The organism is Delftia tsuruhatensis NBRC 16741 (genome assembly GCF_001571325.1).
Taxonomy (GTDB): domain Bacteria; phylum Pseudomonadota; class Gammaproteobacteria; order Burkholderiales; family Burkholderiaceae_C; genus Comamonas; species Comamonas tsuruhatensis.
Genome location: NZ_BCTO01000051.1, coordinates 66,893 through 78,174, shown reverse-complemented (window position 1 = coordinate 78,174; position 11,282 = coordinate 66,893). Strand labels below are relative to the sequence as shown.

13 protein-coding genes are annotated in these 11,282 nt (G+C 63.2%); 2 read left to right on the top strand and 11 right to left on the bottom strand.

The features are described 5' to 3' along the window. Positions 1 to 84: 84 nt before the first annotated feature. From DTS01S_RS23580 to DTS01S_RS23530, 11 genes are all read right to left on the bottom strand, one after another. On the bottom strand, positions 85 to 999 hold the full coding sequence (locus DTS01S_RS23580; protein WP_061289094.1) for a hypothetical protein: 915 nt from the start codon (positions 997 to 999) through the stop codon (positions 85 to 87). 25 nt (positions 1,000 to 1,024) lie between these two features. Next, on the bottom strand, positions 1,025 to 1,546 hold the full coding sequence (locus DTS01S_RS23575; protein WP_017407507.1) for a hypothetical protein: 522 nt from the start codon (positions 1,544 to 1,546) through the stop codon (positions 1,025 to 1,027). Continuing rightward, positions 1,543 to 2,190, bottom strand: coding sequence for a glycoside hydrolase family protein (locus DTS01S_RS23570; RefSeq protein WP_061289099.1), 648 nt, complete (start codon positions 2,188 to 2,190; stop codon positions 1,543 to 1,545). The genes DTS01S_RS23575 and DTS01S_RS23570 overlap by 4 nt, the downstream gene beginning before the upstream one ends. A 70-nt stretch (positions 2,191 to 2,260) precedes the next feature. Next, positions 2,261 to 2,584 (bottom strand): holin, encoded by a 324-nt coding sequence (locus DTS01S_RS23565; RefSeq protein ID WP_061289091.1) that lies wholly within the window; start codon positions 2,582 to 2,584, stop codon positions 2,261 to 2,263. Then, positions 2,574 to 4,910, bottom strand: coding sequence for a portal protein (locus DTS01S_RS23560; RefSeq protein ID WP_061289089.1), 2,337 nt, complete (start codon positions 4,908 to 4,910; stop codon positions 2,574 to 2,576). The genes DTS01S_RS23565 and DTS01S_RS23560 overlap by 11 nt, the downstream gene beginning before the upstream one ends. Further along, positions 4,897 to 5,265: a hypothetical protein gene (locus DTS01S_RS23555; RefSeq protein ID WP_017404271.1), complete on the bottom strand. Its 369-nt coding sequence runs from the start codon at positions 5,263 to 5,265 to the stop codon at positions 4,897 to 4,899. Before DTS01S_RS23555 ends, DTS01S_RS23560 begins: the two co-directional genes overlap by 14 nt. Positions 5,266 to 5,348: 83 nt before the next feature. Then, positions 5,349 to 6,689: a PBSX family phage terminase large subunit gene (locus DTS01S_RS23550; RefSeq protein ID WP_139223893.1), complete on the bottom strand. Its 1,341-nt coding sequence runs from the start codon at positions 6,687 to 6,689 to the stop codon at positions 5,349 to 5,351. An 11-nt stretch (positions 6,690 to 6,700) separates the two neighbouring features. Then, positions 6,701 to 7,477 carry a terminase small subunit gene (locus DTS01S_RS23545; RefSeq protein WP_026062096.1) on the bottom strand — a complete coding sequence of 259 codons (777 nt, stop codon included), beginning with the start codon at positions 7,475 to 7,477 and terminating at the stop codon, positions 6,701 to 6,703. A gap of 12 nt (positions 7,478 to 7,489) precedes the next feature. Then, entirely contained in the window at positions 7,490 to 7,855 is a 366-nt protein-coding gene (locus DTS01S_RS23540) for a hypothetical protein (RefSeq protein ID WP_017404275.1), read from the bottom strand. Positions 7,856 to 8,116: 261 nt separating this feature from the next. After that, complete coding sequence (locus tag DTS01S_RS23535) at positions 8,117 to 8,644, bottom strand: hypothetical protein (RefSeq protein ID WP_017404276.1); 528 nt, start codon at positions 8,642 to 8,644, stop codon at positions 8,117 to 8,119. Between the two features lie 3 nt (positions 8,645 to 8,647). Further along, positions 8,648 to 9,583 carry a DUF1376 domain-containing protein gene (locus tag DTS01S_RS23530; protein WP_254788053.1) on the bottom strand — a complete coding sequence of 312 codons (936 nt, stop codon included), beginning with the start codon at positions 9,581 to 9,583 and terminating at the stop codon, positions 8,648 to 8,650. Positions 9,584 to 9,946: 363 nt separating this feature from the next. Between DTS01S_RS23530 and DTS01S_RS23520 the strand changes: the two genes are divergently transcribed. Both DTS01S_RS23520 and DTS01S_RS30665 read left to right on the top strand, forming a co-directional pair. Continuing rightward, positions 9,947 to 10,666, top strand: coding sequence for a S24 family peptidase (locus tag DTS01S_RS23520; RefSeq protein WP_017404278.1), 720 nt, complete (start codon positions 9,947 to 9,949; stop codon positions 10,664 to 10,666). A 242-nt stretch (positions 10,667 to 10,908) separates the two neighbouring features. Next, positions 10,909 to 11,235, top strand: a complete 327-nt coding sequence (locus tag DTS01S_RS30665) for a hypothetical protein (RefSeq protein ID WP_074932031.1) — start codon at positions 10,909 to 10,911, stop codon at positions 11,233 to 11,235. Positions 11,236 to 11,282 lie beyond the last annotated feature (47 nt).

Here is an 11,282-nt window from a genome sequence, read left to right as displayed (position 1 = left end):
CTTCCAGCACATCGCCCGTGCGCAGCTCCATGAAGATGCGGCGCATGTCGGGCGGCGATGCAGTTGCCTGTGCCATGGGCTCCTTCACAGCGAACGCAGGTACTGTGCGCGCCTGTCTTCGGACAGGCGGCCCAGCGCGCGCTCGTAGTCCAGGCCGGTGAGCTTGTCCAGCTCGGCGAACTCGTCGCTCACGGGGTCGGCATCGCCCGCGCCGCCGGGTACGTCGGCCAGATTGGTGACCACGGCCGAGGCGTCGGGCCTGCGTTGCGGGTCGGCCCGCCTGCCTGCGATGGGAATTCCATGCAGGGCCAGCACGCGCTTATGGGCCTCCTCCAGAAACCAGCGAAAAGGCTTGTCTTCGTTGCCGGGTGCCGAACCCAGGGCCTTCACAAAAGTGTCCAGATCCGCCTGCTTGCCGTGGTCCGTGTAGTAGTTCACACGGCCCAGTTCAGGCGTTTTTGCGGCTTCGTCCAGGAAGGTGCGGATGGAATGGGTCCAGGCGTCCCTTTCGGACTGCTGGCGCATTTCTGCCGACACGGTGGCGCGTGTTTTCACGTCGCGCAATGCATCGCGCTGGTCTTGCAGCCGGTCCAGTTCCGACTCCATTTCCTCATGGTCCAGATCGCCGTCGTTGTACCTGCGACGCACCTCGGTCATCGCCGCCTTGTTGGCCAGTACCTGGTCCTCATAGTCCTGGGGCAGGTCCACCCTGTAGCCGGACGCCTGCGCCAGCGCCTCCCGGGCAGCCTTCGCGGGCTCCGACCCTACTCCCTGGATATGCTCTGCTGCAGCATGTTCACGGGACTCCAGTGCCGCTACAGCCTGATCAGCGGGCTCGCCATCGGGGGACGGGGCACCTTCGGCTTCAGCACCCAAATCACCGCGGCCCAGCGCCGCAAGCGCAGCCTCGTTGTCTGCATGGGGGTCGTAGTCGTCTTCCTGCATGGAGGAACGCTCGGCGTCGGAGAGAAGGCGCAGTCGATCGTCTTGGTTGCTCATGGTTGAATATTCCTGATGTGCGTGCTCAGGGAAGGTTGGCAGGCTTGGTACGGGGCCATGCATCGCCCATCAATCGGGCATCAGCGGCGTGGCCATCAGCCGCTCGCGCGATATCTGCACCGCGCTGCGCCATGAGTCCACCTCGCTCTGCCAGGTCTTCGAGTAGGGCTGTGCAGGTGCTGGCGTACCGTGCAAGGGAGGGCCGGGCAGCTGCGTCGATACGTTCGGGCAAGCCGGCGAAGTCGCCGCGCAGGCCTGAAGCAGCAGCGTGCATGTCACGCAGGCTGCGCTCAAGATCCTGCTGAGCTGCGGCATTGCGCTGCTGGGTACGCTGGTATGTCGCAAGTGCATTGTTCAAATCCCGTGAAAACGCGGCCACGTCCTGCGCGGCCTGGCGAACGCTGGCCAGTTCAGTGCTGGCTGCATGCAGCCTGAGCTGCTCGAGGCGCAGCCCATGGCGCTGGTCCTGGACCCACCAGGCACAGGCCGCGCCCAAAGCAAAGGCCGCAGCGGCAGCCCAGGGCCGGGCGAAGAGGCTGGAGATCAAGGCACGACCCTCCACTCAAGGCAGATTTCTCCATTCGCCTCGCCTCGCAGTTGCAGGCCGGGCAGTACGGTGGACACACCGCGGATCGTGCCGCGGTTCCAACGGCGGTTCTCGCGGCAGGCGCCCGCAAGGTCACCTGCGTTGGCCTTGCGCAGCAAGGTGCTGGTGGCAAGGCTGCCCGCCCCCTTGTTGTGGACGAAATCGATGAATTGGCCCTGAACGAAAGGGTCGTAGGTCTCCCAATGCACCAGCAGTTGCCGCGCCTGGCGCTCGGCCAGCAGATAGCGACCGCGCTCCAGCGCATAGCAGTCCGCAGGGCTGTACCAGCGCCCGGCAATGACGCCATCACCCGTGATGCCATTGCAGACGGTCAGCGGCTGCCCCTTGCCCAGCCTGTCGGCATAGGGTGCCCCGATGTGTCGCCCGCTGCTCTCGTAGAACGAACCCAGAACCATGGCGACCTTCACGCCGGCCGTTGTACCGGAGTCGTCAGCCACGGCTCGTACATAGGAGTCATGCAACGCCGGCGCCTCGAGGTGCCGGGTCACCAGCGCCCCGCCCGCGCCCATTGCGGCAAGCACCACCAGTGCCGCCAGCCGCCCTGCCAGCCGCACCGGCACCTTGGAGTCCTGTGGGGCCATCATGCACTCCCGATGGCCGGCGACCATGGCCCGGCATCGCGGGCTGATAGGTCTGCCACCCTTTGCTTGACCATCATGGAGCCTCCTGCTCACCAGGGGCATCACGTGCTCCGCCGCGGCGCATGAGGCTCATGCGCATTTCGTGCTCCGCCTGGTCACGGGCCTCTTCAGCCAGCTTCAACTGATACTCCTTGCGGCGGTAGTACCAACTGACAGAAAAGCCCGCGATACCCACCAGTACGCCCATGGCGACGCCAGCCTCCGAGGTCAGCAGCCAGCCGAAGCCGCCCAAGCCCAGCCCACCCCAGCCAACCTTGCTGCCCATGGTTGCCGCAGCACCGGCGCTTGTGGCATGAGCTGCGGCCTCCAAGGCCGCCTGTGTGGCGTCATTGCTCATCGATCACTCCTTGTTGTTCAAACTGCGCGAGGCGGCCCGACATGGAATCGAGATGCTCGCAACTGCGAGTCCGGATCTGGGCCACCCGCTCGCGCGAGTCGGCCTCGATGCATGCCACCTGCAAGCGCACATCCTGGTCCGCCCTGATCTGCAGCGTTTTGTTGGCCAGTTCGGTGTTGGCCTTGGCCAGTTGCCGGCGCATGTTGTCCAACTCGACATCCGCATCGCGCCGCACTGCGGCGGCCGCATTAGCCATGCGCAGAGCCAGGGCCTGGTCTCCGCCGCTGGAGCGCATCTGCTCGGCTTCGGCTTCCAGCTTTTCGGCGCGGGCATTGATTTCGCGGATCTTCGCCACCTGCTCGGCAAGAGCCTGGCGCGCCCCTTCCTGCTGCATCTGCAGGGCCTCGGCCTGGGCCTGCATCTGCTGCTGCATCTGCTGCTGCTCCTCGGGAGAAAGGGACCGGGCCGGGTCGCGCTCCCCGGTCAATTTGCGCATCTCGTCCGCGATCTGCTCCCTGTTGGGGAGATCGGAGTAGTCCATGGCGATGGTCAGCAGGCGCAGTGCGGCCTCAGGCGGCATACGCCCGGCCATCTGCGACAGCGCATCGAACATGACCTGGCGCAGCGTGCCCGCATAGTCCTGCTCGGAGACGATGAAGTCGGCCAGGCTTGCCGTGATGTCGTTGAGATAGCGCACGCTGCCGTCCGGCTGCGTTTCGGGACGGTTGATGCGCACCCAGTCGAGGCGCCCCTTGTGGCCCGATAGCCGGATGACCTTTTCATCCGTATACCACTGCTCTACCAGGCTCAGTTGCTTCTCGCCCTGCAGCTGCACGGCCAGCCTGTGGTTGTCGAATGGCTGTGTGGTCACTACCGAGCCCTGCAGCTGGCGCGCCTTGATGGCCACCCCAGAGCTGGCATTGGTCTGCCGGCCCAGGTTCTCGCCGCCGATGCCGGCGGACTTCTGTATGGCCTGCGTATCCAGGTTCATCATTTGGATCTGGCCGGAGGCCATCTCACTGTCGCGGTGCACCTCGAACTTTCTGCCTGCGCGGTAGATCACCACCCCATCGGGCTGGTTGATTTCCTCACGCGCCTCATTGATGTCGTCGAAGGCGCCCTTCTCGGCGAATATCTGGTTCGTGGACAACAGGAACAGCGCTTTGCTGGCACGCTTGTTCAGGTCCATCTGCAGGTCACGTACCCGCCGTACCACGCCATAGGGCATGCGGTCACGACCGCGGCGATAGCACCAGATGGGCGTAAGACTGAAGCTGTTGTGCCGCATGGGCATCGGTCCCAGCGCCAGCAGGTGGCCTTCCGTGAATACCGCAACATGCATGCGCATGACCACACGGTCCACGATGGCACCGCCCACCTGTCCGATGGCCTGCATCAGCGCCTGGTCCCAGGGTTCGACAAACGCCCCCTTGAACGGCCCTTCGGTCACGACGCGGACCGACGCTGGCATGCGAAACTGGCATTCGATCAGCCGCACACGGCGCCGTTGCTCGTTGTCAGCGTCGCTTCGCCCACCTGAGACGTTTGCAGACGGATGCTGGCTGACATGGCCTTGGTAATGGAAGGCGTCCTCGGCCCACTGTTGCGCGCTGTGCTCCTGATCCTGTTGCACCGCACGCTCCAGCACGTCGCGACGGCCCGGGTACATGGTGATGGCGATATCCTCGTCAACCCAGCGCGTACGGAAGATGTAGCGTGCATCGCTCAGGTCGTTCTCCATGGCCATGGAATCCCAGAGCACGTTGCGCCAGTCCTCGTATTTGGAGTAGATGATGTCCTGGGTGGGGTCGTTGCGCACCCCGTCATCAAGCCAGCCCACCCCCACCTTGATGGTGTCTTCGAAAGCCCGACTGCGATTGAAGCCTGTGCGGTTCACATCGGAAACATACTTGAGCACCTTGGTCTTGATGTCGGCCATCTGGACGTCGTCCTCGGTGCGAGGCAGCACACTCCAGTCCACGCGCGCGCGGCGCTCGGTGCCGATCAGCCAGTCGCACATGACGGCCACCTCGTTGAACACCAGAGGTACCTGGCCCCGCTCTTCCAGTCTGGCGGCGTCGGCGGGGTCCCACTGGTCGCCGTCGTAGTAGTCGGCGTCGATGGCCATCTGCAGGCGGTTCTCTGCCTGGATCTCGCGCTCGCGGCAATACCAGCCCAGGAGCTTGCGCAGGGTCTTGCGGGCCTCCGGCTGGTCCAGCGGATGCCGGGGTGTGGTGTCGGCCACCTCAAACGCCTGCGGCTCCTCGTTGAGGACGCGCTCGCCCGCGCCCGCGCTCCGGTTGAAGCGTGATTCAAACAGGGACATACTCTGCCCCCGTATCCGGAACCGTCAGAGCCTGTGCCGCAATCTCCTTCCCATCCAGCGTGACCACCAAGCTGCCAAACTCGCGGCCCTGGTGCTCCCACGGCGGTTCACAGGGCATGGCTACAAGGTCGGGGAGGCCTTCGTGGATGATGGTGGCCACCCTCACCCAATGCGGTCGGCCGGACGGCAAGCCCAACACCTCACATGCTTTTTTGCACATGCGCGCCAGGTAGGCCGGATCATCGTAGAGATAGGCCGCGCTCTCCATCACCACATACCAGGGCGATTTGGGACGCATGCCAGGAACGAGGACCAGGGCGCGTTCACCGTTGATCCAGGTGTAGATGGCTAACAAGTCGCCATGCCGGCGATGAAGATGGGATTTTCGAAGGTCAATGCATGCAGGCATGCCATGACAATGGCAGGCTTGGTACGGTCTCAGCGGGCCATTCCGCCGCCACGCCGCCGTACGCTCAAGGCGCCCTGCCCCGCATTGTCCATTCGCGGCAAAGCCATGGCCAGATAGCGCCACACGTCGGCGCCGTGGCTGGCGTCGTCATGCAGCGGTGCGCCAGGCTCCAGGGTGCGGGGATCTATCTGGCGACGGTACCGGCTCAGGCAGTCCAGCAACTGGGCACATCTGCCGGCATCGACGTAGGCCTGCGAAAAGATGCCACGCGCCAGCCGTATGCCCGCCTCCAGTCCGTAGCGTTCCAGTACCTCGACCTCCCGGCCCATGTCCTGCAGGATCTGTTGCGTGGTCTGTCCAGTCTTGAAATCACCATGCGCGCCGTCGTGGGGCAGGAAGTCCGTACCCCACAGGTAGGGCAATTTCTCCATCTCCTGCACATACCACTCCAGTGTCTTCTGATGGCCCTGCATGAAGTGGATGATCCGGAAATCTACGGCCGTGCGCTGCACGAAGGCAATGGCCATGTCATCGGCCCATCCAAGGTCCCATACAGTGTGTACGGGCAGCCTGGGATTACAAGGCACGCAACATACACGCTCGTCGTTGTAGAGGCGCTCAACTTCGCTGGCGTAGATGGCACCGGCCAGGCTGCGCCTGGGCCGCCCCTCCCAGATGTTCCAGTAGCTGTCGGGATCGCGTTTCAAGTGGCGGACACGCTCCTTATCCAGCACCTCGGGGAACCAGGGGTTGTCGCGCCAGTTGATTTCGCACAGCCAGGTATCGCCGTCCGAATGCGTGATGAAGCGGTCATAGGTGGGGTCGCTGGCCAGGCCGGGGTTGAGCGTCAACCAGATCTCGGAGCCTGGTCTGCGGATGGTGGGCACCAGCACCTCCCAGCTGCGCGCGCTGACGCCCTGCGCTTCCTCCACCCAGACGATGTCGATAGCCTCGAACGACTTGATGGAATTCACCGTATGGGCCTGCAACCCGGCGAACAGGATCAGCGTCCCGTTGGCTCCACGGATTTCCGTGCCCAGTACTTCGTAGAACGCCCCCAGCCCCAGCGCCTCGATCTGGTCCTGCAGCAGGCGATGCACGGAGTCGCGCATGGATTTTTGCACTTCACGCGCACACAGAATGCGCAACGGACGGCTGCTGCCCAACACTAGCAAAGCCATGGCCACGGACCAGGACTTGGCCCCCCCGCGGCCACCGTACATGACCTTGAATCGCCTCGGCTCGAAAAGCAGCTTCAGTTTGGCCGGAAGCTCGACGCTCACGCCAGAGCGCTCGACCTCGTAGTCATGGGCGAAATCTGAAGGTGTCTCGGGCACGAGGCAGCTCTGGCTCCGTGGAGGCGTTTCCATCGGCAAGGGATTCATTCGCCCTCCTGCCGTGGATCATCATCGTGCCTGGACGGTTCAATGAAGCGCACTTCAAAACGCCCCACGCCCACGTTGCTGCGGATGCCGTCCCGCTGGTACAGACCGTGGTAGCGCATCAGCTTCTCGATCACATCCAACTGGTTGCGGATGCTGATTTCCGTGCCGTACTTGCCTTCTTTCGCACCACCGAAAAGCGCCAGCGCCCCCCGGCCAAGGCCACGCGTGTCCTTGACGACCGTGCGCGGCAAGCCGGCGCCGAAGCACTCCGGACATTGCGCCATGGCAGGCCGATGGGCCTCATACCCCACACCACCGAGTTCGGGGAAGTCCTCGGGGTGCTTGCCGGCATCGATCCACTTTTCACGCTTGGCGTTGTACTCGGCGTGTGTGTACTGGTATTCATGGTCCGTTCCGTAGCAATGCCGGCAGCACGATACGTGAACCTCGACCAGATCGCGCGGATCGGCCATCAGCATTTCATGGAGGCGGCGCACCACCTCCTCCGCACGGACTTCGGCATGCTCCACGACACGCTGGCTGCATTCCCTGACATAGTCCTGCACCCGCGGATCCTTGAGCAGCTTGGCACCCTGGGATGCCGCGCTGGATGAGCTGTAGCCTGCCGCGACAGCCGCCCGCGTGGCGTTGAAGCCCGACGCTACGTATTCCCGCGCGAAGCAACGATGCCTTTCCTGAGTGCTGGCATGCTGCCGGGAGGAAGACTTAGTTCCTTCACCGGAACAGACGGTGCTGGAGATTTTCGTTTTCATGCTCGCAACCTGTCAGACTTGGGACGCGCCATCAGTACACCCTTGGCAATTCGCCGACTCCTGGCCGCAGCCGCACAGCAGGCGGTAGCGCATGACCGGCTTGCGGCCGGGCAACTCCGTGAGCCGGCCTTGCACCATTCCGCGGCCCAACAGATACTGAAGCGCCCAATCGACCTCACCTTTCGAGCGTCCCAACTCCAGTACCAGTTCACAATGGAAAAACCAGCGTTCCGGCAGCCGCTGCAGATAGCGCAGCAATGCATCGGTGCCGCTGCCGGGGCGCACGACTCCGGCGGGGCGGGGGTTGTGGTGCCTGCTCCTGTTCTCCTGTCGGCCTTGCAGTTGTCCGGCCAGCCAGTTCATCGCTTCGTGTCCCATGTCGTCAGACCTTTGCTGCAAAGGCTGGGGCCGGGCCAGCAGGGGCCAGGCACGGCGCGCGGTACGAAAGGGGCTGCAGTACGATGCCGGATTGCCGGCATTGCAGCTCGTCATGGTGGAAAAGCATGGTGTTCAAGGTTTCTGGCCTTTCGGTGGACGGTTGAAGTTGCAGGCAAGAGCCGGATGAGGCGAAGTCAGGCAGTTGCACAGCGACGCATGGGTGAGCACTGGCAGAGGGCTGACCCCACAGGGCTGGTGCGGTCATCGCGGCGCCCCTTCCATATGCAGGGCCTGCATGGCATTGCGCAGTACCGTACGGGTGATGGTCCGATCCCCGGCCCGGGCCCGGGCCAGGATGCGGCGCGCCCAGTCCTTGCCATCACCCACGGGGACTAGTTGCACGCTGACAGGCGACGCAGCGGGCGCTGGCAGGCACGACCATCCTTGCAACTGGGCATGCGTGCGGCGCGGCGTGGCAGCACGACATAGCGCCTCGAATTGAGGCAGGTGCGGCGGGAAATCCGGATGGGTTGCAGGCAGCCGGGCAACGGCGGTCTCGATCACCCCCGGGTCGTATTTGGCAAGGGCCGCGCTCCAGACCCGCATGGCCGTGCGTACCCCCAGATCACGGCCTCCGCTATCCAGAACGCCCGTCGCGAACTTGCTCAGGAACAGCGAGCCATAGGACCCCTGCATGACCAGGAACAGGTTTTTCACCGCAGCGCCCGTGGCCTGCTGCTGGGGCTCGCCCTCCGTCGCCGCCCGGTATAGTGTAGAAATGCTCTGCACGGCCTACGCCTCCATGATGGCCGCGTAGGCCGCGCCATGTCGGGCCGATGGCGCCGAGCCACGTACCGCAGCTCTGGCCCGTGGCGGCAGTGCAGCAGCAAGCCACTCCAATGGCTGCAGCGGCCTGGCCTGGGCGCAGGCACGCAGCCGTTCAACCAAGGCCTGGTCGCCATGGGCTTTGCGCAATCCGCCCAGGAAAGAGCGCGCCTGCCGCTCCGGCGTACCCGCATTGACCAGCAGGGACAGACCGTAGCCGAAGATGATCTCGCCGCAACTGCCCTCCTCGCCGGCCGGACGGCCCGGACCGCCAGGTACGGAAAGAACATCAAGGTATTTCTGTCCCTGTCCCTTTCCCTCTCCCTTGGAGGTTCCGTCCGTGCGGACAGCCGTCCGGTGTCTTCGGGACAACGAGGGGCTGTCCCCAGGGACATCGCACTCCTGCACGTCGGGGCAGGCGCCGCCGTCGCCGGCCATGGGCAACGCCTGTCCCGTCGGTCGGCCACTGTGGATCCACTCGTCATAGGAAGGGCGACGCACGTCCGTTCCGTGCCTGTCGTTGTGTTTCTTGATACGTCCACATTCCGTGCGCCACCGCTGCAATAGCTTGGAAGCCCAGGCATCTCGCGCCTTTTCCGCCACCACAGGATGGTGGTAGCGTCCATCACTGCATAGCACCCAGCCATGCATGGCGCCCTCACGCACCCGTTTCCACCTGGGATCGATGCGGCCACGCAGCGCGTAGCCCGCCTGCTTTGCAATCCATGCGTCGTTATCCGGCATGGAACCTGCAGGCACCTGGTGCCAGGCCGCCGACCACAGCAGCACTGCCGCCCAGCAGGCATCCGGGGTTTTATTTGCGGCCAGGTCCGAATCACGCAGACGAGCCACATCCAAAGGCATGAATGGAAAGTCGGACAGGTCGCAATCTGGAGGGACCATGGGCTCTGGCCGGGCTGCGAAGCAAGGCTTTGTCATACCGGCCTCCCGGCGCGCATTGATCGCACCTCATGCTGGAAACGCGCCCTGTCCGTCAAGGGCAGCGCATCCAGGGAAAACCGGCCTGCCCCCATGGCAACCATTGCATCGGCCAGGCCCAGCTCCACTCTTGCGCCCCCATAGATCAGCTTGCTCAGAAGGCCTGGAGTCGTACCGCACCGCGCTGCAAACTCGGCGCGCCCGTAGCGATCCAACCCCCTGAAAAACAGTTTGAAAGAGTTCATGAAGGAATAGTACCTCAAGAACCATAAAAAAGATACCTTAAGGTATATTGTACCCACAGGTATTCAGGCGGAAAATTTCCCCATGGATCACCAAACACGCCTGCAGCAACTTCTCACGATCGTCTGCACCGAGTTCACCCACGGCAACCGGGCCGCAATGGCGCGCGCCATCGGGAAAGACGCAAGCTACGTCAACCGCCTCTTCTACCCACTGGACAAGAAGGGCGCCAAAGGCATAGGACAGGAATTGATGGAAGCCACTCGCATCGCGTTCGATTTGCCAAGAGGCTTCTGGGAAATGACACCAGCCGAGGCCTCCGCCGCCCTCAAAACCACCCCCATCCTGGTAGAAAATGCTGAAAAGAAACTCACGCGGGACGAAATAGTGATCCGACAGTACTCCACTGGTGGCGCCATGGGCGGCGGACTGGTCCTTCGAGATCAGCCTGGCGTCATCAAGAGCTGGAGCGTCAATAGCGAGTGGGCCCAGAAAAACCTGCCCTATGTGACCTCCTATGACAATCTGGCCATCGTGACGGGGTTCGGAGACTCCATGCTCGGAATGTTCAATCCCGGCGACCCACTCCTGGTGGACACCGGCGTTAGGGAATGCGAGTTCGACGGCGTCTATTTCTTCTCGGTGGATGGAGAGGGCTTCATCAAGCGCCTCCAGCGAATTCCAGGGGAAGGCATCCTCGTGATCAGTGAAAACAAGAAATACCGTGAGTGGTACATCAAGCCTGGCATGAACCTTCAAATCCTGGCCAAGGTGCTACGAGCCTGGGAGAGCAAAGCCTACTGACACGACCCCATCTTCAAGCAACAAGCCACCTGCGGGTGGCTTTTTCATGACCTCACAATACCCATAGATACCCCAAGGTCAATACCCTGACAGTTGTCACAAAAATTACCCCAAGGTATATTTCACGCACACAAAGCCGCAAACGAACACTACCCAGATTCACCTCGGACCTACAGCCCATCCTGTTTTCAACTTCCCGCCTGCGTATGCCTGCCCGACCCGCCCACTGATCACGGAGGTTCATGAAAGCCCAAACCATCACAGCCTGCTGGGCCAATCTGGCCCAGGCCCGCCATGCCACACGCGAGGGGTACGAACAGGAGCTGGACGACGCCCTGGATGCCTACCAACGGGAAAACTACGGCCCACCCTGGGCGCCCGAATTCATACAAGAAGCCCTGCGTGACCTGCCCTACGCCGTAGCCCGACAGATTGCCGCAGCAGGCGAAACACAAACATCCGGGAGCCTTGCAAGTATGGGCGCAGCCCTGGACTCCTGGATAGGAGGCTACGCCCGCCTATGCGCAACCCGGCAGTTCCACCCGTTGGGATACGGCATCAGCCCCTGAGTCCGCGCCTCCAAGTGATCTGCCTCGTACCGCCAATCGACCTCGAA

Coding starts and splice junctions, on each gene's coding strand:
- DTS01S_RS23580 (WP_061289094.1), bottom strand. CDS start 999: ATGAGCAACCAAGACGATCGACTGCGCCTTCTCTCCGACGCCGAGCGT.
- DTS01S_RS23570 (WP_061289099.1), bottom strand. CDS start 2,190: ATGATGGCCCCACAGGACTCCAAGGTGCCGGTGCGGCTGGCAGGGCGG.
- DTS01S_RS23565 (WP_061289091.1), bottom strand. CDS start 2,584: ATGAGCAATGACGCCACACAGGCGGCCTTGGAGGCCGCAGCTCATGCC.
- DTS01S_RS23560 (WP_061289089.1), bottom strand. CDS start 4,910: ATGTCCCTGTTTGAATCACGCTTCAACCGGAGCGCGGGCGCGGGCGAG.
- DTS01S_RS23550 (WP_139223893.1), bottom strand. CDS start 6,689: ATGGAAACGCCTCCACGGAGCCAGAGCTGCCTCGTGCCCGAGACACCT.
- DTS01S_RS23545 (WP_026062096.1), bottom strand. CDS start 7,477: ATGAAAACGAAAATCTCCAGCACCGTCTGTTCCGGTGAAGGAACTAAG.
- DTS01S_RS23540 (WP_017404275.1), bottom strand. CDS start 7,855: ATGGGACACGAAGCGATGAACTGGCTGGCCGGACAACTGCAAGGCCGA.
- DTS01S_RS23530 (WP_254788053.1), bottom strand. CDS start 9,583: ATGGTCCCTCCAGATTGCGACCTGTCCGACTTTCCATTCATGCCTTTG.
- DTS01S_RS23520 (WP_017404278.1), top strand. CDS start 9,947: ATGGATCACCAAACACGCCTGCAGCAACTTCTCACGATCGTCTGCACC.
- DTS01S_RS30665 (WP_074932031.1), top strand. CDS start 10,909: ATGAAAGCCCAAACCATCACAGCCTGCTGGGCCAATCTGGCCCAGGCC.